The following is a 24,795-nucleotide window of genomic DNA, read 5'->3' on the forward strand; positions in this document are numbered from 1 at the left end:
CTTCCCGTCGGGCCGGTGCATCCGGGCCTGCTGGAAGGCATCGCCCAGGGAGCCGGGGACGGCCTCGCGCAGCTTCCGGTCGACCGTGCGCTCCGCGTACCGGCCGACGGCCTTCTGGACCGGCGGGAGCAGCAGGAGCAGGCCGAGCGCGTCGGAGGCCAGCCCGGGGATCATCAGGAACAGGCCGCCGAGCATCAGCAAGCCGTTGCCGCCGCCGCGGGACGGGGGCGTGCCGCGCTGGACCGCCTCGTTGAGGTTCTGGAAGGCGCGGCGCCCCGCCCGCTTGACCACCACCGAGCCGAGCACCAGCCCGGCGACCAGCAGCAGGAAGACCGTGAACCCGCCGGCCTCGCCCGCGACCACGGTCAGCAGCCAGATCTCCAGCACCAGCCACGCGGCGAGTCCCAACGGCAGCAACCGCCAGCGGCGGGAGCGCCGGGGCCGGGCGGAGAACGCGGGAGTCGAAGCGCCAGTCGTCATGCTCCCAGTGTGCCCGCACCCGGCTCAGAGCGGCGTAAGGGGAGGTTCAGTCGTCCCCGTGGGAGGGGGCGTCCCTGTGGGACGGGGAGGGCGACGCGGACGGGGGCTGCTCCTGCTGGCCGCTGCGGCCCGCGATCTTGCCGACCCGCTCCCCCACGCCCCACGCGGTGACCCGCCACAGCGCCTCGACCAGGATGTCGCGGCTCATCTTGGAGTCGCCGAGTTCGCGCTCGACGAAGGTGATGGGCACCTCGACGACGTGGTAGCCGGCCTTGACGGCACGGCGGGCGAGGTCGACCTGGAAGCAGTAGCCCTGGGAGGCGACCTCGTCGAGACCGAGGCCCTCCAGGGTCTCGCGGCGGAAGGCGCGGTAGCCGCCGGTGATGTCACGCAGCGGGAGGTCCAGCGCCAGGCGCGAGTAGAGGCTGCCGCCGCGGGAGATGAATTCCCGGGACTTCGGCCAGTTCACGACCCGGCCGCCCGGCACCCAGCGGGAGCCCAGGACGAGGTCGGCGCCCTTGAGGGCGGTCAGCAGCCGGGGCAGCTCCTCCGGCTGGTGCGAGCCGTCGGCGTCCATCTCGATGAGCACGCCGTAGCCGTGCTCGAGGCCCCAGCGGAAGCCGGCGAGGTAGGCGGCGCCGAGCCCCTCTTTGCCCTTGCGGTGCAGGACCTGGACGTGGTCGTCCTCGGCGGCCAGTTCGTCGGCGAGCTTGCCGGTGCCGTCGGGGCTGTTGTCGTCGGCCACGAGGACGTGGGCCTCGGGGACGGCCTTGCGTACCCGGCCGACGATGGCCTTGATGTTCTCCGCCTCGTTGTAGGTCGGGATGATCACCAAGGCCGTGCCGAGCGGACCGAACTGCCTGTCCCGGGCCGGTGCCCCGAGAGTCCCGTCGCCGTCGTTCACTGCTGCCCCTTCATGTCCGTACGCAGGGGACCACCATAGTGGCCGCCGCCTGCGCTGACGTGACGGGACGATCGTATGGTGGTGTCGTTTTCCGAAAAGCGGGGTAAGGATGCGCTTTTCGGCTCGTACGACGAGGCTACTGGGTGCGGGGTGCCCCGCGCGGTGCTGCGGAGGGGGCCCGGCGCCCTTCGGGCCGACCTGGGGCCCGCTGGCTGCGGGTCGACCGAAAGCCGTTGTCTACTGAGCGCCCGGGCCCCACCCGGGTCACACCTTCCCCGACCGGTCGGCACGTTCCCTCGCTGCGGCGCGGGCGCTGTGCCTGGCTCCCAGTGGCGGTGCGCCGGGCCGCGGCGACCGTCCTGACCCAGCGGCGCCGCCGTGAGTCGCGGCCGTTCCCCGGCGGGGCGTCCGGTGGTGGACTCGGCAGAACCTACCGGCCCCCTGCCGTCGGCTGTCAACAGCCACCCCACCTGCGGCTCTTCGGTCAACGCGCTGGTCAGCGCCGAGGAGCCGCGGAGGGTCCGACGGCGGGCGGACGGGTGATCTTCCCGGCCTCGCCCCGGCGGATCACTCACCCGGCCGCACGTACACCGTCCGCCCGCCGACCACGGTGCGCAGGCATACGGGCAGGTCGGTGCCCGGGGACAGGTCGGGCAGGCCGGGGGTGCCGGAGCGGGGGTCGGTGGACCAGCGGGCGACCCGGTCGTCGGGGGCCTGGACGACGAGCGCGTCGGTGCACCACACCGCGTAGTCGGCGGGCGCGCCGGGCACGAGGACTCCGGCGTCGTCCCGGCCGACCGCCCGCCAGCCGCCGCGGGTGTGGGCCGTGAAGGCGGCGCGCACGGAGACGCGGTGCTCGGGGGTGCGGTGGAAGGCGGCGGCGCGGACGGTGCCCCACGGGTCGAGCGGCGTGACCGGGCTGTCGGAGCCGAAGGCGAGCGGGACCCCGGCCCGCAGCAGGGCCGCGAAGGGGTTGAGGGTGCGGGCCCGGTCGGCGCCCAGGCGCTGGGCGTACATGCCGTCCTCGCCGCCCCACAGGGCGTCGAAGGCGGGCTGCACGGAGGCGGTCAGGCCCAGCTCGGCGAAGGCGGCGATCGTCTCCGGCGTCAGCATCTCGGCGTGCTCGACGCGGTGCCGGGCGGCGCGGATCCGGGCCAGGCCGACCTTCTCGGCGGCGGCCCGCACGCCCTCGACGACGGCGGTGACGGCGGCGTCGCCGATGGCGTGGAAGCCCGCCTGGAGGCCGGCCTCGGTGCAGGCCGTGACGTGCGTGGCGACGTCGGAGGCGCTCAGGTAGGCGGTGCCGGTGTGGGCGGCGTCGGTGTAGGGGGCGTGCAGACAGGCGGTGTGGGAGCCGAGGGCGCCGTCGACGAAGAGGTCACCGGCCGCGCCCGCCGCGCCCAGCTCACGCGCCCTGGCGATGCCCTCCTCGGCCTGCTCGGCCCAGTAGCCGACGACCCGGGGCCCCGCCTCCTCGGCGGCGAGCCGCAGCAGGGCGGTGAAGTCGTCCTCGGAGGAGATCTCCGGGCCCGCGCACTCGTGGACCGAGCCGATGCCGAGCGAGGCGGCATGGGCGAGGGCGGTGCGCTGGGCCTCGGCGCGCTGGGCCGGCGTCACGGCCGCGAACGCGGCCGCCCGTACGGCGTGGTGGACGTCGGCGGTGAGCGGCGCGTCCCCCTCACCGGCCTGCGGGCCGTACGACGCGGCGAGCCCCGGGGTCAGGTCCAGCAGCGCCGTGGTGACGACCGCCGAGTGCACGTCGATACGGGAGAGGTAGAGGGGACGGCCGCCCGTGGCCTCGTCCAGTTCGGCGCGCGTCGGGGGGCGGCCGCCAGGCCAGCGGGAGGCGTCCCAGCCGTGACCGAGGAGGACCTTGTCGTGCGGACGGGCGGCGGCGAAGTCCCGTACCCGCGCCAGGGCCGCCTCCAGGGACGGCGCGGCCGACAGGTCGAGGCCGGTCAGGGCGAGGCCGGTGGACGTGGTGTGCACATGCGCGTCGGTGAAGGCCGGGGTGACCAGGGCGCCGTCCAGGTCGACCACCTCGTCGACACCGTCCGCGAAGGCGTCCGCGGCGCCCTCCGAGCCGACCCAGGCGACCTGGCCTCGCTCGACGACCATCGCGGTCGCGAACGGGTCGGCGGGGCTGTGGACCTCGCCGCGGCGGAGCAGGACGGTCTTCGGCTCGGGGGTGCGCTCACTCATGGGGAACAGTCTCGCGCCTCGGCGGTGCCGCGCGGCACACGGACCCCTCAGATGCGCGGCGGCCTCGCCTCGTACGGCGTGGACAGCACGACCGTGGTCCGGGTCGAGACCCCGGCGAGCGCCCGCAGCCGCCCCAGCAGCTCCTCCAGCTCGTGCGGTGTGGCCACGCGCACCTTGAGGATGTAGTTCTCGTCGCCGGCCACGCTGTGGCAGGCCTCGATCTCGGGCACGTCGGCGAGACGGTCGGCGATGTCGTCGGGGGCGCTGGGGTCGAACGGCTTCACCGAGATGAAGGCGGTCATGGGCAGCCCGACGGCCTCCGGGTCGACGACGGCCGCGTAGCCGCGGATGACGCCACGCTGTTCCAGCCGGCGCACCCGCTGGTGCACGGCAGACGTGGACAGACCCGTGGCCTTGCCCAGGTCGGTGTAGCTCATCCGCCCGTCCTTGACGAGCAGCTGCACGATTTGTCGGTCCAGCTCCTCCATGACGCAAGAACTTACAGTGCGCCCGATCTCTTCGTATACCTATGCAGCCCAGGTCATACCCGGTTCGTAATGTGACCGAGCGCCGTTCGTGAGCCCTCCGGTGCGCGGGCGCACACCCCGGCACCTGCGATTGGCATGTGACGAACGCCACAAGCCCTGTCCGGCCTTCGTGATGTTCTCGTGATTACCGCCGAGACGGGCTGGGAAGTGCTTGCTGTGGTCGAGGCCGCAGTGCCTTCACGGCCCAGCCCGAGGGGGAGAATCCCATGCAGAGTCTTAAGCGCCCTGGTCGCACCGCGCCCAAGCGGTTCCAGCCGGTCATCGTCGAGTCCGAGCCGGAGGGCGTCGAACCCGACGACTTCGACACCGACGAGGCGGGCGAGTTCGACACGTACGACACCTTCGAGATGTACCGGGTGATCTGCCCGGACTGCGCGCAGCCCATCGCCCTGCTGGCGGACGAGGAGGTCCTGCCGGAGCACGCGCTGTGCGCCTCGCCGTGGAACCCGTTCGGCCTCACGGTCTGCGCCGGCACGGGACGCGCGGCGGGCGAGGCCCGCCCCGCGGACGAGTCCTTCGCGCCCCAGGAGCAGGACACCGCGCTGCTGCTGACGCTCCCTCAGGGACTGGACTGGCGGACCCAGCCCTTCTCGCACGTCGGCGGCCCGGGCTCGCGCCCGATGCGCGTGTCGACGATGGGCCGCCAGGCGGCCTGAGCGTTCGGCTCGCCCTCCGCGCAGCCGTCCTGCGCGTCGGTGGCACGCCGCCGTGACGCGGACGTCGCGGCTCACTTCCGCAACTGCCCCGCGCCATGGCCCGCACGCCGCCGTGGTGCGGGACGTCGCCGCTCACTCCCGCAACTGCCCCCGCGCCATGGCCCGCACGCCGCCGGGTGCGGGATCAGTGCGCGCGCAGGGGGGGGCGGACCACCATGACGCCGGCTCCGGCGCTCGCCGTGCAGCGCCGCTCCGCTCCGTGGTCAACGGGTCGGCTCCGGGAGCCTTCGTCTCGGCTCCGCAGTCGTCGCTTCGGCTCCGGCGCTCGCCGCGGCGGCTCAGCCGTCGACACGGCGGCTCAGCGGTCGGCGCGGCGGCTCAGTGGGCGAGTCATCGCGTGGGCTCCGGCGCTCGTCGCTTCGACCCGGCGCTCCTGGGGGCGGCCCGGCGCGGGGTCACGGCCGTCAACGCACGGGAGAACGGGACGCCTCTCGAACGCACGCCCGACCGTGTGCGCGGGTGACCTGGTGTCAGGTGCGCGCGTTGCCCCGGTATGACCCCCATCTCTCCGGCACCCGGGCGTCACCGCCAGCTCTTCGTGCCCCTGCCCATGCCTGCGGAATCGGTTCCGCGCCCGGGTGGGCTCGCTCCGCCGACCCTGCCGGATCCGCCGATCTACCGCGATCTGCTGCGCGTCTGGGCCGACCGGGGCCGCACCCTGCCGGGCCGGCACGATCCGGAGTGGACGCGGCTCGCGGCACCCGTGGTGCGGCCGGGGCAGTTCAGCGGGTCTCCGGGCCCAGTAGCTGACGCGCGATGACCATCCGCTGGATCTGGTTGGTGCCCTCGACGATCTGCAGCACCTTGGCCTCGCGCAGATAGCGCTCGACGGGGAAGTCGGCCGTGTACCCGTAACCGCCGAGGATCTGGACGGCGTCGACGGTGACCTGCATCGCGGCGTCGGTGCAGTGCAGCTTGGCCATGGCCGCCTCCTTCACGAACGGGCGTCCGGCGTCCCGTAGCCGTGCCGCCGCCAGGTACAGGGCCCGGCCCGTCTCGATCCGGGTCGCCATGTCGGCGAGCAGGAAGCGCAGGCCCTGGAAGTCCGCGATCGGCCGCCCGAACTGCCGCCGTTCGCGGGCGTAGGCGACCGCCTCGTCGAGGGCCGCCCGGGCGAGCCCGACGGCGCAGGCGGCGATGCCGAGCCGACCGGAGTCCAGCGCGGCCAGGGCGATCGCGAAGCCCTGCCCCTCGTCGCCGACGCGGCGCGCGTCGGGGATCCGCACCCCGTCGAAGTGGAGCTGGGCGGTGGGTGAGCCCTTCAGGCCCATCTTCCGCTCGGGTGGCGCGGCGCTGAGCCCCTCGGCGTCGCCGGGTACGAGGAACGCGGTGATCCCGCGCGGGCCCTCGCCGCCGGTGCGGGCCATGACCGTGTAGAAGTCGGCGATCCCGCCGTGCGTGATCCAGGCCTTGGTGCCGGTGATCACCCACGCGTCGCCGTCACGCACCGCCCGGGTGCGCAGGGAGGCCGCGTCGGAGCCGGAGGTGGGTTCGGACAGGCAGTACGCGCCGAGCTGCCCGCCGCCGAGCATGGCGGGCAGGTGCGCGGCCCGCTGCTCGTCGGTGCCGTGGGCGGCGAGCGCGTAGGACGCCAGCGTGTGCACGCTGACGCCGAGCCCGACGGTGAGCCGGGCGGCGGCGAGTTCCTCCAGGACCTGGAGATACACCTCGTACGGCTGGTCACCGCCGCCGTACGCCGTGTCGTACGGCAGGCCGAGCAGGCCCGATGCGGACAGGAGGGTGAACAGCTCGCGCGGGAAGCGGCCGGCGTCCTCCTCCTCTGCGGCCGTCGGGGCGATCTCCCGCCGGGCGATGTCCTGGACGAGGGCGAGCAGGTCCCGCGCCTCGGACGTGGGCAGGAGGCGGTCCACCGGCGGCGGGGGGCGGTCGGGCATGGCGACGTTCTCCTCCCGGGACATGGCCTGACTGACCAGCGGGTTCGCGCTGTGAGTATGCCCGGCGCGGGGCGGCGCCGCACGGGACGGCCGCAGCGGGATTGGTCCGCACCATTGACCACACTGGTCTAGTCCTCCTACGCTCTCGGGCACCGCGTTACCGCGTTCATGCCAATCGGCGCGCTATCCCCTCTCCCCCACGAGGTGACACCCGATGCAGCCTCCTGCCCACCGCTCCCGATTCAGGGCCCTCGTCTCCGCCGTCTGCTGCGCCGTGCTCGGCGCGGGCCTGCTGGCCGGCGCCGGCGGCACGGCCACCGCCACGTCCCCGGCGCCCGAGGCCGCCGCCGTGACCCCGAGGGCCGCCGGCTACAAGGTCGTCGGCTACTTCACCGAATGGGGCACCTACGACCGCAGGTACTACGTCAAGAACATCGAGACGTCGGGCTCGGCGGCGAGGCTGACCCACATCAACTACGCCTTCGGCAACGTCACCGGCGGCAAGTGCGCGATCGGTGACTCCTACGCGGCCACCGAACGCACCTACACGGCCGCCGAGTCCGTGGACGGCGTCGCCGACACCTGGGACCAGCCGCTGCGCGGCACCTTCAACCAGCTGCGCGAGCTGAAGAAGAAGCACCCGGGCCTGAGGGTGCTGTGGTCCTTCGGCGGCTGGACCTGGTCGAGCGGCTTCGGCGAGGCCGCGCGCAACCCGGCCGCGTTCGCCCAGTCCTGCTACGACCTGGTCGAGAACTCCAGGTGGAAGGACGTCTTCGACGGCATCGACATCGACTGGGAGTACCCGAACGCCTGCGGCGCCACCTGTGACACCAGCGGGCGGGCGGCCTTCCGGAACCTGATGCAGGCGGTGCGCGCCAAGTTCGGCTCCGGAAACCTCGTGACGGCGGCGATCACCGCCGACGCCACCGCCGGCGGCAAGATCGACGCGGCGGACTACGCGGGCGCGGCGCAGTACGTCGACTGGTACAACCCGATGACGTACGACTTCTTCGGCGCCTGGGACGCGACCGGGCCGACGGCCCCGCACTCGCCGCTGCACTCCTACTCCGGCATCCCGAAGGCGGGCCTGTACACCTCTGCGACGATCGCCAAGCTCAAGGGCCTGGGCATCCCGGCCGCCAAGCTGCTGCTGGGCATCGGCTTCTACGGCCGCGGCTGGACCGGAGTGACGCGGTCGGCGCCCGGCGGCACCGCGACCGGCCCGGCGGCGGGGACGTACGAGCAGGGCATCGAGGACTACAAGGTGCTGAGGACGAAGTGCCCGGCGACGGGGACGGTGGCCGGCACGGCGTACGCCAAGTGCGGTGGTGACTGGTGGAGTTACGACACGCCCGCGACCATCGCCACCAAGATGACGTACAAGAACCAGCAGGGCCTGGGCGGAACGTTCTTCTGGGAGCTGAGCGGGGACACGGCGGGCGGTGAGCTGATCAAGGCCATCGACTAGCCGGCCGCGAGGGCAGCGGGGGCGGGGGACCACGGGCCTCCGCCCCTCGTGCGTGGGGTCAGGCGCCCCTGCGGGCCGGTTTGGGGGCCGGGAAGGCGGGGTCGAGCTCCTCGATGGCACGCAGGGCGCCGCCGAGCGTGTTGACCAGGAGGTCGCGCATGGTGTCGCGGGAGAGTTCCGGGCGGTCGATCCACTCCAGGGTGGCGCCCTCCACGCTGCACACCCAGGAGAGCAGGCCCATGCGGGGCAGCGCCGGGATGTCGCTGCGGCCGTACGCGCCCTCGGCGATGGTCGCGACGATCGCCTCGCGCACCCCGTCCCGGATGGCGTGCACCTCGGCGTCGAAGCCGACACCGCCGCTGACGATCGTGCGGTAGGCGGCCTGGTGGTGCTCGGCGAAGCGCAGATAACTGTCGACGGTGCGGTGGACCCGGTCCACCTGAGGCAGCTCCAGGCCGCTCGCGGCGAAGGTGACCAGATCGGCGACGGAGTCCTGGATGATCGCCAGGTAATAGCCGCGCTTGGACTGGAAGTAGTAGTAGATCAGCCCCTTGGCGACGTGCGCCTGCCGGGCGATGTCGTCCATCGAGAGCGCGTCGTAGGACGTGTCAGCGAACAACTTCCGCCCGATGGCGATGAGTTCGGCGCGCCGCGCCACGGATCGCTCGGTACCGCGTGCCCGGGGACGGGCGGCGTCGCGCTGTTGACTGATATTCAATTTCGACCCTGGTCTCCAACGGTCGGTAGGACGACGTCAGTATGTCAGGTCGAACAGTGGGTCACGTCACAGCACAGGGGCAACCCCCGGCCCGGACATCACAGCAGTCCCAGCTGGGTCACCAGCATGGCGACGACCACGACGAGGACCCAGCCCATGACATGCTCGACGATCTTGGGACCGTCGTCCTGGGGGCCGCCGGTGCGGGCGCGGGCGACGGTGGCTGCGTGTGCGGTCATGGTGTCTCGCTGAGGTCGGGGGTACGGGCTGCGGTCTGTCCACCTTGCCACCCATCAGGGCTTTTGCGGCCGAGAGCTTGCTCACACGACCGGCCTCGCGGCCCCGCGCTCAGCGCGCCCGACCGCCGCGCGGCCCCGCCGCTCAGCGCACCCCGACCGCCGCGAGCGCCTGCCGCCGGCGCGCGCTCGGACGCGTCGGGAAGTAGAGGTAGCAGACGCCTCCGGCGCCGGAGACCACGTCGCCGCTCGCGTTGCGGCGCTTGGTCCGCAGCCAGACCGTCTCGAACTCCCGCCGGGGATAGACCCGCCGCACCGCCGCGTTGGTCGCCGCGTGCGGATCGTTGGCGATCACGTCGCCGTCCGCGGTGAAGCCGACCACGGTCATGAGGTGGCCCGAGGTCCCGTACCCCGCTCCGGTCAGCTCCTCCTTCAGGAAGGACTGGGAGGTCATGACCGGAATGCCGGCCGCGATCAGCGTCTCCAGGTCGGTGAGCGAGCCGAGCCGGGTCACCACGCCCTGAAGGCCGGGGAAGGTGGCCGCGTAGGCGGCGTTGAACGGCCAGTTGCCACAGCCGCCGTACTGGTGGTCGTAGGTGGAGCGGGCCGCGTGGCACACCTGCGGGTCGGTGTAGGCCGGGTCGACCCAGGCCAGCTGCTCGGGGGTGAGACGGCCGCCCCAGTACTCGATGACCATCTGCGAGGAGGTGGGGCTGCACCAGGCCTCGCCGCCGTTGTCGTACTCCGGGTACCGGCCCGTGTGGATCTCCTGCGAGTAGCGCGGGACGTCCAGTTCCCGCGCGAGGCCGGGCACGGAGGCCGGGACGGTGAACCGGTCGGGGACGTCGGAGCCCATGATCCCCAGCCGCCACACGGTCGGCGTGCGCCGCGTGCCGGCTCTGCGGTGGAGGGTCAGACGCAGCCGGCAGGCGGTGAGCCGAAGGCCCGTGGAGGCGTCGTCGATCGCGAGGGTGTCCGTCCGGACGGCGCTCCGGCCGTCGCTCTGGCCGTCGACCGAGGTCCGCTTGATGTCCTGGTCGCCGGAGGCCCAGCGACCCATCACGTACCAGGGGGTGGCCGTGCCGTCGGAGTAGGTGGCCTTCAGCTCGATCTGGAGCCAGGTGCCCGCCGGGGTGCTCGCGTTCCAGGAGGCGATCGCCTCGGTCGCGGGGACGGCGAGCCGGTGCACCGGGGACGTCCAGGTCGCGTACTCCCAGGGCGCGGTGGTCCCGGTGTGCGGGTCGGTGTGGTCGGCGACGCCGAGCGGCGTACCGATGACGAGGCCGGGGCGGACACCGTCGACGGCCCCGGTGCCCCGGGCGGTTCCGGCGCGCCAGTCGGCGTACGTCGTCCAGGAACGGTGGTCGACGGTCCGGCCCGGGGCGGCCTCGGATCCGTGGCCGGTCCGGGCGGGGACCCCCTCGGATCCGTCGCGCGTCCCGGCCGGGGCCGCCTCGGAGCGCGCGGCGCCGTCCAGGTCGGCGGCCGCGGCCGAGCCCGGTACCGCGCCGCCCGCCACGGTCGCGGCGACCGCGGCCGTGAGGACGGCCCGGCGGGAGGGCAGCTCGGTCGTGCCCGAGGGACGGTCGGCGCCGCGGGTCGGCTGTTCGGCTCTGCTCATGGACGGAAAACCCCCAGGGTGTCCGATACGGGAGGATCCGGTGCACGGTGGTGCGCCCACTATGAAGGCAGGCACCCCGTCCTGCCAGCACCTCCGGCCGTGCCGCGCCCGGCGATTTCAGCCACGACCCGACCGGCCGACGACGGCCCGCGGGCGACCGGGAGGCACACCCACGGCGACGAGACACACCCACGGCGACCCGAAGCGCGCGGACGGGCGGCCCAGGGCACACGCACGGGCAACCCGAGGCGCACCCATGGCGACCGGAAGCGCACTCGCGGCCGACCCGAGGCGCACCCGAGGCAGCCCCAGGCGCACCCGAGGCAACCGAAGGCGCACGCACAGGCGCCCCGGCGCCTCCACGGCGACCCGAGGCGCACCCGCGGGCCGCATTAGACTGGCGCGCCGCACCGCCGCACACCCTGGGAACCGCCATCCGTCAGCTCGCCGCCCGGCTCCGCCGCCTCCCCCCGTCCTGCGGGCCGGTCCGTCTGGTCGGCGTCGACGGGCACGCCGGCTCGGGGAAGTCGACGTTCGCCGGACGGCTGGCCGAGGAGCTGGGCGGCGCGCCGGTGCTGCACCTCGACGACATCGCGAGCCACGACGAGCTGTTCGACTGGACCGCACGCCTGCTGCCCCAGGTGATCGAGCCCCTGCGCCACGGCCGCGCGGCGCACTACTCCCCCTACGACTGGCGGGCCCGCCGGTTCGGCCCGCCCCGGCCGCTGCCGCCGGCCCCCGTGGTGCTGATCGAGGGCGTCGGCGCGGGCCGCCGCGCGCTGCGCCCGTACCTGGCGTGCCTGCTGTGGATGGAGCTGCCGCCCGAGGAGGCCTGGGCGCGGGGACGCTCCCGGGACGGGGCGGAGCAGCGGGAGTTCTGGGACCGGTGGGTCCCGGCCGAGCTGCGACATTTCACCGATGATCCCTCGCGCCCCCACGCCGACCTATTGGTACGGCAGTTGACCGAGGGGTACGAGATCCTGCCGGGACTGAAGTGAACGCCGACAGGGCCCCGGCAGGTCACCCAGCGTGATCGACCACCTGTGATGTGGTGAACCTGTGAAGGGTCTTGCGTCGGAACTTCGCCAAGTGCTTCAACTCGGCTTGACCGACGGCCCGTACAGGACTTACGTTCTCAATGTGCGGCAATCGAAGCCGCCCTCAGGACGCGAAGCCCCCGGTTGTTCCCCCGTGATCGGGGGCTTCGTTCTGCCCGCACCCCGTCTTCCGCGCCGATTCTGGACGCGATGTGACGCCTTTCCCTCACTCAGGGTCACGGTCCGCCCATGCGCCCCCCTTGCTCCCACCTCGCCAAACGGCTGGTGCGGCACCCTACGGCGGGCCACATCCCCGCGGGTACGATGCCCTCGGTGCGACCTACGGACGGCTGCTGCGCGCACCTTGCAACTCCGGTCCGCGGCACAGCGGTTCGACCAGGCAGCCGGTGGGCGACGGCCCGACGGCATACCGACGGGGGCACGGTTTGTGGGGGACGTGATGGACTTCGGCACGCGGGGCCCCGAGGCCCCGGCCGACCTCGCCTGGCTCAGAGGCGTGGACGCCTACACCATGGGCGCCTATCCGCAGGCGGAGGAGGAGTTCCGCACCGCGGTGCGGATCGATCCCGGGATGGCCGACGGCTGGCTCGGACTGCACGCCCTGCGGGTGGACACCACCACCGCGCTGCTGCGCATGTTCCGGCACCGGGAACGCTTCGGCGAACAGCGCTCCCGACACCGCCGCAACCTCAACTCCTGGTACTGGCTGGGATGGTGGGTGCAGCCCGTCCTCGAAACCCCCCGTGACCTGCTCCTCGCGCACGCCTCGCACTGGCTGGACGGCCGCCATGTGCCCGAGCTGGACCGTGCCCTGGCGGGTCTCCCGCCCATCGACACCGACCACCAGGTCCGCTTTCTGCACGCCTGCCGCGCCTACCTGGTCAAGGACTGGGAGCAGCTCGTCCGGCACACCGACCCGCTGCTCGACGACCCCCTGCTCGGTATCGAGGCCGGTCTCTTCGGCGGAATGGCCCGGGTCCGGCTGGAAATGTACGGACAGGCCGAGCCGCTGCTGTCCGCGGCCCTGATGCGCTGCCGCAGCGAACAGCCGCAGCGCAAGGAACTGCGGTACTGGCTGGCCCGCGCCCACGAGGGCACCGGGCGCTCGGCGGCGGCGCTCCCCCTCTACCGGGCGGTGCACCGCGTCGACCCCGCGTTCATGGACACCGCCGCCCGGCTCGCCGCGATCGCCGAGGGCGACGGCTACGACGACCCCGCCGACCTGGCCGCGATCACCCTCACCGGCGCCGGGCAGGACGCCGGCGACGGCTCGGACGGCCTCGACCCGCTGTTCGGCACCGAGGGCCGCGATCTGAAGCTCACCGAGCCCGCCGACCTCCCGCCCGTCGGCCCGCTGCCGTCGGTGACCGATCCGACGGTGCGCCAGCGGACCCTCGCCACCTCGGCCCTGCCCGCCGGACCCACCGACCCGGTGTTACTGGAGGAGGCCCTCGCCGAGCTGGAGCGCATGGTCGGCCTGGAACCGGTGAAACGCCAGGTCAAGGCGTTGTCGGCGCAGCTGAACATGGCCCGACTGCGGGCGGGTCAGGGCCTGCCGGTCCAGCCGCCGAAGCGGCACTTCGTCTTCTCCGGCCCCTCCGGCACCGGCAAGACCACGGTCGCCCGCATCCTCGGCCGCGTCTTCTACGCCCTCGGCCTGCTCGGCGGCGACCATCTCGTCGAGGCCCAGCGGGCCGACCTGGTCGGCGAGTACCTCGGGCAGACGGCCGTGAAGGCGAACGAACTGATCGACTCGGCCCTCGGCGGCGTCCTCTTCGTCGACGAGGCCTACTCCCTCTCCAACTCCGGCTACGGCAAGGGCGACGCGTACGGCGACGAGGCCCTTCAAGTGCTGCTGAAGCGGGCCGAGGACAACCGGGACCACCTGGTGGTGATCCTGGCCGGCTACCCCGAGGGCATGGACCGGCTCCTGGCCGCGAACCCCGGGCTGTCCTCCCGCTTCACCACCCGCGTCGACTTCCCCTCGTACCGGCCGCTGGAGCTGACCTCGATCGGTGAGGTGCTGGCCGCGGAGAACGGGGACGTGTGGGACGAGGAGGCGCTGGACGAGCTGCGGTCGATCGCCGGGCACGTGGTCGACCAGGGCTGGATCGACGAGCTGGGTAACGGCCGGTTCCTGCGCACGCTGTACGAGAAGAGCTGTGCCTACCGGGACCTTCGGCTGTCGATGTGTCCCGGGGTGTTGTCCCGGGACGACTTGTCGACCCTGCGGCTCCCCGACCTGATGCAGGCCTACGGGGAGGTCCTGTCGGGACGGGGGCCGCAGGATCCGTCGGCGATGTGAGGCGCTGGCCTAGGTCGCCATCACCACGTCGGGGACCGGGACGTCCCGGTGTGCCGGGTCCCGTACTTCGCCCACCAGCAGTTCCAGGACGTCCTCCAGCGCCACGAGCCCGAGTATCCGGCCGGACGCGTCCGCGACCTGGGCCAGATGGGTCGCCGCCCGGCGCATGACCGTCAGCGCGTCGTCCAGCGGCAGGTCCGAGCGGAGCGTCGTCATCGGGCGCCACAGTCGCTGGGGCACCGCGCGCTCGGACTGCTCCAGGTCGAGGACGTCCTTGATGTGCAGGTAGCCCATGAAGGCGCCGTTGTCCGCGGCGACGGGGAAGCGGGAGTAGCCGGTACGGGCGGTGAGGTCGACGATCGCGCCAGGGGTGACCGACGGGCTGACCGTCACCAGCGACTCTCGTTTCAGCAGCACGTCCGTGACCGGGCGGGAGCCCAGCTCCAGGGCGTCCTCCAGCCGCTCCTGCTCCTCGGGGTCGAGCAGACCGGCCTGCCCGGAGTCCTCCACCAGGCGGTTGAGCTGCTCGCTGGTGAAGACGGCCTCCACCTCGTCCTTCGGCTCCACGCGGAAGAGGCGCAGGATGCCCTGGGCGCAGGCGCCGAGGGCCACCGTGAGCGGCTTGCAGAAGCGGGCGAACCAGACCAGGCCGGGGCTGAGCCAGAGCGCGGCCTTCTCCGGCGCCGCCATGGCGAGGTTCTTCGGGACCATCTCGCCGATGACGAGGTGGAAGAAGACCACGGCGGCCAGCGCGATCACGTACCCCAACGGGTGGACCATGCCGTGCGGCAGGTGGATCCACTCGAAGACCGGCTCCAGCAGGTGCGCGACCGTCGGTTCGGCGACCGCGCCCAGGGTGAGGGAGCAGACGGTGATGCCGAACTGGGCGGCGGCCATCATCTGGGGCAGTCGCTCCAGTCCGTACAGGACCTGGCGGGCCCTCGCCGTGCCCAGGGGTTCGATCTGGCTGCGGCGGACGGAGACGAGGGCGAACTCGGCGCCGACGAAGAAGCCGTTCGCCAGCACGAGGAGGGCGGCGAAGGCGAGTTGGAGGACGCTCATCGGGCGGCCTCCACGACCGCGCCGGTGCGTACCAGCCGCACCCGTTCGGCCCGGTAGTGGCCGACCCGGCGCACCGACAGCCGCCAGCCGGGCAGCTCCGCCCGGTCGCCGACGGCCGGGATCCGGCCGAGCAGGTCGGCGACGAGCCCGGCGACGGTCTCGTACGGGCCCTCGGGCACGTCGAGGCCTATGCGCTGGAGGGTGTCGACGCGGCAGCTGCCGTCGACGTCCCAGGCGGGCCTGCCGTCCTCGGGCGGGGCGGCGGCGAGTTCCGGCGTGTCGAGCCCGTCGTGCTCGTCGCGGACCTCGCCGACGATCTCCTCGACGATGTCCTCCAGGGTGACCACGCCGGCCGTGCCGCCGTACTCGTCGACGACCACGGCGATGGGCTGCTCGCTGCGCAGCCGGGCGAGAAGGGGCTGGACCGGCAGGGTCTCGGGGACGAGCAGCGCGGGGCGGGCGATGTCGGCGGCCGGGGTGCGCAGACGGTCGCGGACGGGGACGGCCAGGGCGTCCTTGAGGTGGACCATGCCGACGACCTCGTCGATCTTCTCGCGGTAGACGGGGAACCGGGACAGGCCGGTGGCCCGGGTCAGGTTGACCACGTCCTCGGCGGTGGCCGAGGCCTGTAGGGCGCTGACCTTCACCCGTGGGGTCATGACGTGCTGCGCGGTCAGCTCGGCCAGCGACAGGGTCCGTACGAACAGGTCGGCCGTGTCCTGTTCGAGGGCGCCGGCCCGCGCGGAGTGCCGGGCAAGGAAGACCAGCTCACCGGGGGTGCGGGCGGAGGCCAGCTCCTCGGTGGGCTCGACGCCCAGGGCGCGCACGAGGCGGTTGGCGACGGCGTTGAGGCCGGCGATGACCGGCCGGAACAGGCGGGCGAAGGCGTACTGCGGGCCGGCGACGAACCGCGCGACCTGCATCGGCTTGGACACCGCCCAGTTCTTGGGGACGAGTTCACCGATCACCATCTGCACGGCGGAGGCCAGCAGCATGCCGATGGCGACGGCGACACCGGAGACGGCCCCCTGGGGGACGCCGATCGCGGTCACGGGGCCGCTCAGCAGCTGGGCGAGCGCCGGTTCGGCGAGCATGCCGACGACCAGGGAGGTGATGGTGATGCCGAGCTGGGTGCCGGAGAGCTGGAAGGACAGCTCCTTGAGCGACTCGACGACCGTACGGGCTCGTCTGTCGCCCTCCGCGGCGGCCTTCTCGGCGTCCGGGCGCTCGACGGTCACGAGACCGAACTCGGCGGCCACGAAGAAGCCGTTGGCGAGAATGAGCAGGAACGCGGCTGCCAGGAGCAGCATGGGGGTGGTCATGATGCCGCCGCCTCCACTGGGGAGGGGGCGGCGCAGGTACTACAGGACGAACCGTCCATCGCCGGAGAGCGTCACTCCTCGGGTAGCAGGAACCCCTGTGCGCCCGGCAGGGCACCACAGGGGCGGAGACGCACAGGGAGCGCCTCCGCCACCAGATTAATCAAGACAGGGGCTCCAGCGGCAGGGTGGACCGCCCCGAGTCAGCCCTGATCTTGCTCGGGGGTCGTCTCGGGGTGGCGGACACCCCTGGCCTCGGCGAGTGCGCGCAGCGCGCGGGCGTCGCCGATGGCCTGCTGTTTGTGGATCCCCGGCTGGATGCCGAGCGCGGGCAGGCTGGTTCCGTCGCTGAGGTCGAGGAACACCCAGGGGTCGCCCGGACGGAGGTTCACCTGAAGGATCTCCGCCCAGTCCAGGCGCCGTGTGCCCGCGATGTTCACGACGGTGACACCGGAGTCGTCGGCGACGACCCGGACGCGGCCGAGCCGGGCCAGCACCCAGAAGATGAGGGCTCCGGTGAGGACGAAGCTGAGCCGCTCCCCCGGGCCGAGCTGCTCCAGGGCCAGCGCGACGGCGGAGATGACGAGGAAGATCGCCACCCCGGCCGTGAGCAGCACCGCGCGGGTGCGGCCCGGCCGGAAGGTGACGGGGAGGGTGGGCAGGTCGGACATGTTCCGGGTGGACCTCTACAGACGGCAGGCGTGGATGGCCGTGGTCAGGATGGCGCGGGCGCCGATGTCGTACAGGTCGTCCATGATCCGCTGGGCCTCCTTGGCGGGGACCATGGCGCGGACGGCGACCCAGCCCTCGTTGTGCAGCGGGGAGACGGTCGGGGACTCCAGGCCCGGGGTCAGCGCGACGGCCTTCTCCAGCTGCTCGACGCGGCAGTCGTAGTCCATCATCACGTAGGTGCGGGCGACGAGGACGCCCTGGAGGCGGCGCAGGAACTGCTGGACCTTGGGTTCGTCGGCGTCGGCGCCGGTGCGGCGGATGACGACGGCCTCGGACTTCATGATGGGCTCGCCGATGATCTCCAGGCCCGCGTTGCGCAGGGAGGTGCCGGTCTCGACGACGTCCGCGATGACCTCGGCGACGCCGAGCTCGATGGCGGTCTCGACGGCGCCGTCGAGGTGGACGACGGAGGCGTCGACGCCGTTGTCGGCGAGGTGCCCCGCGACGATGCCCTCGTAGGAGGTGGCGACGGTCATGCCGCCGAGGTCCTCGACGCCCTTGGCGGTGCCGGGCTTGGTGGCGTAGCGGAAGGTGGAGCGGGCGAAGCCGAGGGGGAGGATCTCCTCGGCGTTGGCGCCGGAGTCGATCAGCAGGTCGCGGCCGGTGATGCCGATGTCGAGGCGGCCGGAGGAGACGTAGATCGCGATGTCGCGGGGGCGGAGGTAGAAGAACTCGACCTCGTTCTCCGGGTCGACGATCCGCAGCTCCTTGGACTCACGGCGCTGCTGGTAGCCGGCCTCATGCAGCATCTCCGCCGCAGGGCCGGAGAGTGAACCCTTGTTGGGAACGGCGATGCGCAGCATGAGGCGGGCTTCCTTCGGTTCGGTGCGGTGGTGGGTGAGGGTGCGGCTCAGAGGTGGGCGTAGACGTCGTCCAGGGTGATGCCGCGAGCGACCATCATCACCTGCACGTGGTACAGCAGCTGCGAGATCTCCTCGGCGGCCGCGTCCTTGCCTTCGTACTCGGCGGCCATCCAGACCTCGGCGGCCTCTTCGACGACCTTCTTGCCGATGGCGTGGACGCCCTTCTCGACCAGTTCGGCGGTGCGGGAAGTGGCGGGGTCGCCGGTGGCGGCCTTCTGCTGGAGCTCGGTGAAGAGCTCCTCGAACGTCTTCTTGGACATGGTGGCGCCCACTTTACGCGCTGTGCCGGGCGGCCTAACGCCACGGTTCGGATACTGAGCGCAGGGTGGCCGCGGTCGCCACCGCCGCCGTCACCGCCTCGTGTCCCTTGTCCTCGCTGGAGCCCTCGATGCCGGCCCGGTCCAGGGCCTGCTCCTCGGTGTCGCAGGTGAGGACGCCGAAGCCGACGGGTACGCCGGTCTCGACGGAGACCTGGGTGAGGCCCTGGGTGACGCCCTGGCACACGTAGTCGAAGTGGGGGGTGCCGCCGCGGATGACGACGCCGAGCGCGACGATCGCGTCGTAGCCGCGGCCCGCGAGGACCTTGGCGACGACCGGGAGTTCCCAGCTGCCGGGGACCCGCAGCAGGGTCGGCTCGTCGATGCCGAGGTCGTGCAGGGCGCGCAGGGCGCCGTCGACCAGACCGTCCATCACCTTCTCGTGCCACTGGGCCGCGACGACGGCGACCCTGAGGTCACCCACATTGCGTACGGTCAGCTCCGGTGCGCCCTTGCCGCTCACGTTCTCGTGTCTCCTCAGTGCTGTGCTTACTGGTTGCCGCAGGGGGACACGGGGCCCGTGTCCAGCCAGGGCAGGTCGTGTCCCATCCGGTCGCGCTTGGTGCGCAGGTAGCGGATGTTGTGCTCGTCGGCCTGGACGGGCATCGGCTCGCGGGCGGCGACCTCGATGCCGTGCCGGGCGAGGGCCTCGGTCTTCTCCGGGTTGTTGGTCATCAGGCGCACGCTGCGCACGCCCAGGTCCTCGAGGATCTGCGCGCCGGCGCCGTAGTCGCGGGCGTCGGCGGGCAGGCCCAGCTCCAGGTTGGCGTCGAGGGTGTCCCGGCCGCGTTCCTGGAGCTCGTACGCCCTGAGTTTGGACAGCAGACCGATGCCGCGGCCCTCGTGTCCGCGCAGGTAGACGACCACGCCCCGGCCCTCGGACCGGATGCGTCCCAGGGCGGCGTCGAGCTGGGGGCCGCAGTCGCAGCGGGCGGAGCCGAAGACGTCACCGGTGAGGCATTCGGAGTGGACGCGGACCAGGACGTCCTCGCCGTCGCCGATCTCGCCGTGGACGAGGGCGACGTGCTCGACGCCGTCGACGGTGGAGCGGTAGCCGTACGCGGTGAAGGTGCCGTGGGCGGTCGGCAGGTGGACCTCGGCCTCGCGGCGGACGGTGGGTTCGGCGGTGCGGCGGTAGGCGATCAGGTCCTCGATGGAGATGATCGTCAGGCCGTGCTTGCGGGCGAAGGGGATCAGCTCGGGCAGGCGCAGCATACGGCCGTCCTCGCCGGCGATCTCGACGATCGCGCCGGCGGGGCGCAGCCCGGCGAGCCGGGCGAGGTCGACGGCGGCCTCGGTGTGTCCGTCGCGCACCAGGACGCCGCCGGCCTTGGCGCGCAGCGGGAAGATGTGCCCGGGCCGGACGAGGTCGGTCGGTTCGGCGGTGCCGCTCGCCAGGAGCTGGAGGGTGGTGGCGCGGTCGGAGGCGGAGATTCCGGTGGTCACGCCGTGCGCGGCGGAGGCGTCGACGGAGACGGTGAAGGCGGTCTTCATCGACTCGGTGTTGTCGGCGACCATCTGCGGCAGTCGGAGCCGGTCGAGTTCCTCGCCCTCCATGGGGGCGCAGATCAGGCCGCGGCACTCGCTCATCATGAAGGCGACGATCTCGGGGGTGGCCATCTCGGCGGCGATGACGAGGTCGCCCTCGTTCTCGCGGTCGGCGTCGTCGACGACCACGACCGGACGTCCGGCCGCGATGTCGGCGATGGCCTGCTCGACGGGGTCGAGCGTGAGGTCCTCGGCGTCCTCGGGGGTGTACAGGACGGGTGCGGCGCTCATGCCGGCGCTCCTTCCAGGGCGGGCTGCGGGCCCCGGCGGGAGCGCAGCCACCAGTCGCGCATGCCCCACAGGACGAGCGCGCCGTAGATGACGTAGACGAAGCCGGAGAAGGCGTAGCCGTTGGCGAAGTTGAGGGGGACGCCGACGAGGTCGACGAGGAGCCAGGCGATCCAGAACTCGACCATGCCGCGGGCCTGGGCGTACATCGCGACGATGGTGCCGACGAAGATGTAGGCGTCGGGCCAGGGGTCCCAGGACAGGGACGGGTAGGCCTTGAAGAGCAGGGCGACGGCGACGGTGCCGGCGGCGGCGGCGCCGGCCATGGCGGCGCGCTCGGGCCAGGTGGCGAAGCGCGGGGCGATCTGGCCGTCCTCGGAGCGGTCCTTGTCGCGGTTCCACCGCCACCAGCCGTACAGGGCGACGGCCATGACGACGACCTGCTTGCCGGCGCTGCCCGCCAGGTGGCCGTAGAACGCCACGAACAGGACGAGGCCGGAGAGGAACTGGACCGGCCAGGTCAGCAGCGAGCGCCGCCAGCCGAGGGCGAGGGTGATCAGGCCGAGGATGTTGCCGATCATGTCCGACCAGATGACGCGCTGGTCGAGGAGGACGAACGCCTCCGAGTTCAGCCAGTTCACTCGGCTGCTCCCCGCGTGTGCGCGAGCAGGCGCTCGACGTACTTGGCGACGACGTCCACTTCGAGGTTGACCGGGTCGCCGGGCTGCTTGAGACCGAGGGTGGTCAGGTCGAGGGTGGTGGGGATGAGGCTGACGGTGAAGTGGTCGGGGCCGGCGTCGACGACGGTGAGGCTGATGCCGTCGACGGTGATGGAGCCCTTCTCGACGACGTACCGGGCGAGGTCGGCGGGGAGGGAGATCTTGACGATCTCCCAGTGGTCGGAGGGCTTGCGCTCCAGGACCTGACCGGTGCCGTCGACGTGTCCCTGGACGATGTGCCCGCCGAGGCGTGCGCCGACGGCGGTGGGGCGTTCGAGGTTGACGCGGGAGCCGACGCTCAGGGCACCGAGGCTGGAGCGGTTCAGGGTCTCAGCCATGACGTCGGCGGTGAACTCGTCGCCCTCGTGGTCGACGACGGTGAGACAGACTCCGTTCACGGCGATGGAGTCGCCGTGCTTCGCGCCGTCGGTGACGACGGGGCCGCGCAGCCGGAAGCGGGAGGCGTCGCCGAGGTTCTCGACGGCGGTGACCTCACCCAGCTCTTCGACGATTCCGGTGAACACTTCCCGGGTCCTCCTGCCTCATTCGGGCACGGACTCCGGGGCCTGTCGATGACGACAGATCGTACGGACGGGACACCGGGGCGACGCCGGACAGACTCGTCCGCAGGGACGAGTACACATCGGCGGCGCGCACGTATGCCCGCCCGCCGCGCACTGCCTCCCATCCGGACTTTAACCGTCGGTCCAGGAATTTCACCTGGTCAACCGGTCACTGGACGTGACCGGGTCGCGGACTGTAACCGCCGGTTCGGACTTTCACCGACCCCGGAGTGCGCTGCTTTAGGTACAGGGCCAGTGTGCCACGGCCGATCGTGGTCCATACGGGTGACGCGTGTGGGGTGGCTCACAGTGCGTAGCGATGGACTTCTCACGCGGTTCGCGAACGACCCAACCGCCCACCGGGACAGGGCCCTTCAGATTGGTCCATACCTATTGACCGCTTGGTCTAGTCCTCTCTAGGGTGCGACAGGCCCGGCGGCGGTGACGACGGCCCTTGCCCGCCGCCGGGCCCCCACCCCGAGCGCGGCGCGCGCCGGGCGGGCACCTCACGGTGTTCCGTACAGCTCCGCCTGGGCCGACGTCCGCGCGGTCAGGAGGGCGCCGCGCAGGACCGCGGTACCGCCGAGGCCGCTGGGACGGACCTCCGTCGGCAGCGGGGCCATGCGGCGCAACCGCCGTTCCACGCGGGCCGCGAGGGACTCGCCGCCCGCGTGGCCGACCTCGCCGCCCAGGACGACGCAGCCGGGGTCGAGGACGGCGACGACCGAGGCGGCCCCCAAGGCGAGACGGTCGGCCAGGGCGTCGAGGAAGCCGTCGGCCGTGCCGGTGCGTACCGCCTCCCGTACGACCGCCGCCGCGCCCGGCCCGTCGGCCGTCGCCGGCACCCGCAGCCCGTGCTCCCCCGCCAGCGCCACGATCGCCGCCGCGCCGGCGAGGGAGTGGAAGCCGCCCTCGCAGTCGGTCGACGAGGGCAGTCCGCTCGTCCCGGGCACCGGCAGGAAACCGATCTCGCCGGTGCCGCCGGAGGCGCCCCGGCGCAGGGCGCCGTCGAGGACGACGGCCGCGCCCGTGCCGTGGCCCAGCCACAGCAGGACGAAGGTCGCGCGGTCGCGGGCGACGCCCTCGCGCTGTTCGGCCAGCGCGGCGAGGTTCGTCTCGTTCTCCACGCTGACGCGGGCCTCGGGCAGCCGCCCCTGGAGGGCGGCCACCAGACGGCGGTGCCAGGCGGGCAGCCCGCTGGAGTCGCGCAGCTCACCGCTGGCCGGGTCGATGAGTCCGGGCGCGCCGATACCGACGGTGTGCAGCCGGTCGGCGCCGGCCTGCTTGACCACCCGCTCGACCAGCGTCACCGCCTGCTCCACGGCGGGCCCGGTGCCCGTGTCCCCGCCGATCGGCACGGACGCCTCGGCCAGCACCCGGCCGACCAGATCGGACACCACGACCGCCACGCCCTGCGTGCGCACGTCCAGCGCCGCCAGTTGGGCGCGGCCGGCCGCGATGCCGTACAGCTTGGCGTTCGGGCCGCGCCGCTGGGCGCCCGTCTCGCCGACGACCTCGATCAGGCCGGAGGCGGTGAGGCGGTCGACGAGGTCGGCGACCGTGGGCCGGGACAGGCCGGTGAGCTGCTTCAACTGCCCTGCCGTCAGCGGACCTTCGTCGTGCAGCAGCCGCAGGGCGAGCCGGTCGTTGATGGCCCGGGCGGTGCGCGGGGATGCGGGCATGCGGGGAATCCTCCCAGACCGGTGCGCGCCGCACCGGGGCGGCCGCAGGCTGTTCCGCTATCTATCAGGCAGGGTTCCTGATAGTTTACGGCTCCGTGAAACGCCGACTTGGGGAGGGCCGGGGATGGGTGAAGTGGTCTACGACCAGCGCGCGGTGAGGCGGGCCCGGTACGCCGTGGCGACCGTGTTCGCCGTACACGGCGCCGTCGCCGGCTCGTTCGCCACCCGCGTGCCGTGGATCCAGGACCATTCCTCGGTCAGCGCCGGGCAGTTGGGGCTCGCCCTCGCCTTCCCCGCGCTCGGCGCGTCGGTGGCGATGCCGCTGGCCGGCCGCGTCAGCCACCGCTTCGGCGCCCGCAACGCCCTGCGCGGCCTGATGGCGCTGTGGACGCTGTCGCTGGTCCTGCCGTCCCTCGCCCCGAACCTGCTGACGCTCTGCCTGGCCCTGTTCGCCTACGGCGCCACCGCGGGCATGGCGGACGTGGCGATGAACGCGATCGGCGTGGAGGTGGAGAACCGGCTCGGCCGCTCGATCATGTCCGGCCTGCACGGCATGTGGAGCGCGGGCGCCCTGATCGGCTCGGCGGGCGGGACGCTCGCCGCCCACCTGGACGCGGACGCCCGGCTGCACCACCTCCTCGCGGCCGTGGTCCTCACCGTGGTGGGGGTGGCGGCGTGCGCCTGGGTGCTCGACCTGCAACCCACCGAGGACGAGGAGCCGCCGCCCCGGTTCGCGCTGCCGCCCCGGTCGGCGCTGCTCATCGGCGCCGTCGGCTTCTGCGCGGTGTTCGCGGAGGGCGCGAGCCTGGACTGGTCGGCGGTCTATCTGCGCGACCGGCTCGACTCCTCGGCGGGGCTGGCCGCCGCGTGCACGACGGGCTTCACGCTCACCATGGCCCTCGCGCGGTTCGCCGGCGACAAGGTGGTGGACCGGTACGGGTCCGTGCGGACGGTCCGGGCGAGCGGCGCCCTCGCCGTGCTCGGCGGTCTGCTCATCGTCGTGGCGGACCGTCCGGCTGTCGCGATGGGCGGGTTCGCGCTGATGGGCCTGGGGATCGCCGTCGTGGTGCCGCTGTGCTTCGCGGCGGCGGGCCGCAGCGGCCCCAACCCCAGTCAGGCCATCGCGGGCGTGGCGACCATCACGTACACCTCCGGACTGATCGCGCCGAGCGCCATCGGCGGCCTGGCCCAGGCGACCAGCCTCACGGTGTCGTTCTGGCTGGTGACCCTGCTGGCCTGCGGGCTGGTGGCCTTCGCGGGCGTGCTGCGGGCCGGCGACCGCGACCGGCCCCGGGTCAGCCGGCCGGACGCAGCAGTCCCCGACCCGCGCTCCTGAGGGTCTCGCTCCAGGGCGCGGGCCGCAGGGTCGCCGCGTCCAGCCGGACGAGCACCCGGGTGCCGTGCGCGTAGGTCACCGCGCCATCGGCCGAGCAGAAGCGGAAGCCGTACGTCAGGCCGGTGGTGCCGAGCCGCTCCAGCCACAGGTGGACGGCGTACCCGCCGGGGCCTGGTGACCGGGGCCTCGTAGGTGAGGCGCAGTTCCTTGACGGCGTTGGCCCGCTCGGCGCGCAGATCTGGATCAAGGCCGGGTTCCGTGCGAGGAGCCCGTTG

At 72.8% G+C, this 24,795-nt stretch carries 23 protein-coding genes, 1 pseudogene and 1 riboswitch; of the genes and pseudogenes, 5 read left to right on the forward strand and 19 right to left on the reverse strand.

All coding sequences use genetic code 11. The features are described 5' to 3' along the window. The 4 genes from fxsA to ALMP_RS33790 form a co-directional block, all read right to left on the reverse strand. Window positions 1–480 (reverse strand): FxsA family membrane protein (fxsA, locus tag ALMP_RS33775; RefSeq protein WP_264935384.1); only part of this gene is annotated, 480 nt, incomplete at its 3' end. Window positions 481–526: 46 nt separating this feature from the next. Then, window positions 527–1,384, reverse strand: a complete 858-nt coding sequence (locus tag ALMP_RS33780; RefSeq protein ID WP_264935385.1) for a polyprenol monophosphomannose synthase — start codon at window positions 1,382–1,384, stop codon at window positions 527–529. A gap of 567 nt (window positions 1,385–1,951) precedes the next feature. Continuing rightward, window positions 1,952–3,586, reverse strand: a complete 1,635-nt coding sequence (locus ALMP_RS33785; RefSeq protein WP_264935387.1) for an amidohydrolase — start codon at window positions 3,584–3,586, stop codon at window positions 1,952–1,954. A gap of 47 nt (window positions 3,587–3,633) precedes the next feature. Beyond that, window positions 3,634–4,074 (reverse strand): Lrp/AsnC family transcriptional regulator, encoded by a 441-nt coding sequence (locus ALMP_RS33790; protein ID WP_264935389.1) that lies wholly within the window; start codon window positions 4,072–4,074, stop codon window positions 3,634–3,636. A 266-nt stretch (window positions 4,075–4,340) separates the two neighbouring features. Between ALMP_RS33790 and ALMP_RS33795 the strand changes: the two genes are divergently transcribed. Next, on the forward strand, window positions 4,341–4,790 hold the full coding sequence (locus ALMP_RS33795; RefSeq protein ID WP_264935391.1) for a hypothetical protein: 450 nt from the start codon (window positions 4,341–4,343) through the stop codon (window positions 4,788–4,790). A 782-nt stretch (window positions 4,791–5,572) separates the two neighbouring features. On the opposite strand, the gene ALMP_RS33805 is transcribed toward ALMP_RS33795, so the two are convergent. Further along, the gene (locus ALMP_RS33805) at window positions 5,573–6,745 is read right to left on the reverse strand and encodes an acyl-CoA dehydrogenase family protein (RefSeq protein ID WP_264935395.1); all 1,173 of its coding nucleotides are present in this window, start codon (window positions 6,743–6,745) and stop codon (window positions 5,573–5,575) included. Between the two features lie 214 nt (window positions 6,746–6,959). Between ALMP_RS33805 and ALMP_RS33810 the strand changes: the two genes are divergently transcribed. After that, window positions 6,960–8,213: a glycoside hydrolase family 18 protein gene (locus ALMP_RS33810; protein ID WP_264935398.1), complete on the forward strand. Its 1,254-nt coding sequence runs from the start codon at window positions 6,960–6,962 to the stop codon at window positions 8,211–8,213. Window positions 8,214–8,271: 58 nt separating this feature from the next. On the opposite strand, the gene ALMP_RS33815 is transcribed toward ALMP_RS33810, so the two are convergent. The 3 genes from ALMP_RS33815 to ALMP_RS33825 all read right to left on the reverse strand — a co-directional run bounded on the left by ALMP_RS33815 (window position 8,272) and on the right by ALMP_RS33825 (window position 10,788). After that, window positions 8,272–8,931 carry a TetR/AcrR family transcriptional regulator gene (locus ALMP_RS33815; protein WP_264935400.1) on the reverse strand — a complete coding sequence of 220 codons (660 nt, stop codon included), beginning with the start codon at window positions 8,929–8,931 and terminating at the stop codon, window positions 8,272–8,274. A 98-nt stretch (window positions 8,932–9,029) separates the two neighbouring features. Continuing rightward, the gene (locus ALMP_RS33820) at window positions 9,030–9,170 is read right to left on the reverse strand and encodes an SCO1431 family membrane protein (protein WP_264935401.1); all 141 of its coding nucleotides are present in this window, start codon (window positions 9,168–9,170) and stop codon (window positions 9,030–9,032) included. Window positions 9,171–9,312: 142 nt separating this feature from the next. Further along, entirely contained in the window at window positions 9,313–10,788 is a 1,476-nt protein-coding gene (locus ALMP_RS33825) for a peptidase C39 family protein (protein WP_264935403.1), read from the reverse strand. A 422-nt stretch (window positions 10,789–11,210) separates the two neighbouring features. Here ALMP_RS33825 and ALMP_RS33830 point away from each other — a divergent pair, with 422 nt between their 5' ends. Together ALMP_RS33830 and ALMP_RS33835 are read left to right on the forward strand one after the other, a co-directional pair. Beyond that, window positions 11,211–11,786, forward strand: coding sequence for a uridine kinase (locus ALMP_RS33830; RefSeq protein ID WP_375803570.1), 576 nt, complete (start codon window positions 11,211–11,213; stop codon window positions 11,784–11,786). A 499-nt stretch (window positions 11,787–12,285) separates the two neighbouring features. Further along, window positions 12,286–14,151: an AAA family ATPase gene (locus ALMP_RS33835; protein WP_264935405.1), complete on the forward strand. Its 1,866-nt coding sequence runs from the start codon at window positions 12,286–12,288 to the stop codon at window positions 14,149–14,151. Window positions 14,152–14,160: 9 nt separating this feature from the next. On the opposite strand, the gene ALMP_RS33840 is transcribed toward ALMP_RS33835, so the two are convergent. The 10 genes from ALMP_RS33840 to ALMP_RS33885 all read right to left on the reverse strand — a co-directional run bounded on the left by ALMP_RS33840 (window position 14,161) and on the right by ALMP_RS33885 (window position 23,184). Continuing rightward, window positions 14,161–15,213, reverse strand: a complete 1,053-nt coding sequence (locus ALMP_RS33840; protein WP_264935407.1) for a hemolysin family protein — start codon at window positions 15,211–15,213, stop codon at window positions 14,161–14,163. Further along, on the reverse strand, window positions 15,210–16,535 hold the full coding sequence (locus tag ALMP_RS33845; protein WP_264935409.1) for a hemolysin family protein: 1,326 nt from the start codon (window positions 16,533–16,535) through the stop codon (window positions 15,210–15,212). The genes ALMP_RS33840 and ALMP_RS33845 overlap by 4 nt, the downstream gene beginning before the upstream one ends. A 200-nt stretch (window positions 16,536–16,735) precedes the next feature. Then, entirely contained in the window at window positions 16,736–17,203 is a 468-nt protein-coding gene (locus ALMP_RS33850) for a PH domain-containing protein (RefSeq protein ID WP_264935411.1), read from the reverse strand. Between the two features lie 15 nt (window positions 17,204–17,218). Continuing rightward, window positions 17,219–18,067, reverse strand: a complete 849-nt coding sequence (hisG, locus tag ALMP_RS33855; protein ID WP_264935412.1) for an ATP phosphoribosyltransferase — start codon at window positions 18,065–18,067, stop codon at window positions 17,219–17,221. 47 nt (window positions 18,068–18,114) lie between these two features. Continuing rightward, window positions 18,115–18,387: a phosphoribosyl-ATP diphosphatase gene (locus ALMP_RS33860; RefSeq protein WP_264935414.1), complete on the reverse strand. Its 273-nt coding sequence runs from the start codon at window positions 18,385–18,387 to the stop codon at window positions 18,115–18,117. 34 nt (window positions 18,388–18,421) lie between these two features. Beyond that, on the reverse strand, window positions 18,422–18,907 hold the full coding sequence (gene ribH / locus ALMP_RS33865) for a 6,7-dimethyl-8-ribityllumazine synthase (RefSeq protein ID WP_264935416.1): 486 nt from the start codon (window positions 18,905–18,907) through the stop codon (window positions 18,422–18,424). A 26-nt stretch (window positions 18,908–18,933) separates the two neighbouring features. Then, the gene (locus ALMP_RS33870) at window positions 18,934–20,223 is read right to left on the reverse strand and encodes a bifunctional 3,4-dihydroxy-2-butanone-4-phosphate synthase/GTP cyclohydrolase II (RefSeq protein WP_264935418.1); all 1,290 of its coding nucleotides are present in this window, start codon (window positions 20,221–20,223) and stop codon (window positions 18,934–18,936) included. Further along, window positions 20,220–20,861, reverse strand: coding sequence for a nicotinamide riboside transporter PnuC (pnuC, locus tag ALMP_RS33875; protein ID WP_264935420.1), 642 nt, complete (start codon window positions 20,859–20,861; stop codon window positions 20,220–20,222). The genes ALMP_RS33870 and pnuC overlap by 4 nt, the downstream gene beginning before the upstream one ends. Further along, the gene (locus tag ALMP_RS33880) at window positions 20,858–21,463 is read right to left on the reverse strand and encodes a riboflavin synthase (protein ID WP_264935422.1); all 606 of its coding nucleotides are present in this window, start codon (window positions 21,461–21,463) and stop codon (window positions 20,858–20,860) included. The genes pnuC and ALMP_RS33880 overlap by 4 nt, the downstream gene beginning before the upstream one ends. A 146-nt stretch (window positions 21,464–21,609) precedes the next feature. Then, window positions 21,610–21,740: riboswitch (FMN riboswitch) on the reverse strand. Between the two features lie 268 nt (window positions 21,741–22,008). Further along, window positions 22,009–23,184: an ROK family transcriptional regulator gene (locus tag ALMP_RS33885; RefSeq protein ID WP_264935423.1), complete on the reverse strand. Its 1,176-nt coding sequence runs from the start codon at window positions 23,182–23,184 to the stop codon at window positions 22,009–22,011. Window positions 23,185–23,308: 124 nt separating this feature from the next. Here ALMP_RS33885 and ALMP_RS33890 point away from each other — a divergent pair, with 124 nt between their 5' ends. Next, window positions 23,309–24,520 carry an MFS transporter gene (locus ALMP_RS33890; RefSeq protein ID WP_264935425.1) on the forward strand — a complete coding sequence of 404 codons (1,212 nt, stop codon included), beginning with the start codon at window positions 23,309–23,311 and terminating at the stop codon, window positions 24,518–24,520. On the opposite strand, the pseudogene ALMP_RS33895 reads toward ALMP_RS33890, so the two are convergent. After that, window positions 24,480–24,747, reverse strand: a pseudogene (locus ALMP_RS33895) (acyl-CoA thioesterase); the annotation flags it as partial. The gene ALMP_RS33890 and the pseudogene ALMP_RS33895 sit on opposite strands and share 41 nt — an antisense overlap. Between the last annotated feature and the right edge of the window lie 48 nt (window positions 24,748–24,795).

The organism is Streptomyces sp. A012304 (genome assembly GCF_026008495.1).
GTDB lineage: Bacteria > Actinomycetota > Actinomycetes > Streptomycetales > Streptomycetaceae > Streptomyces.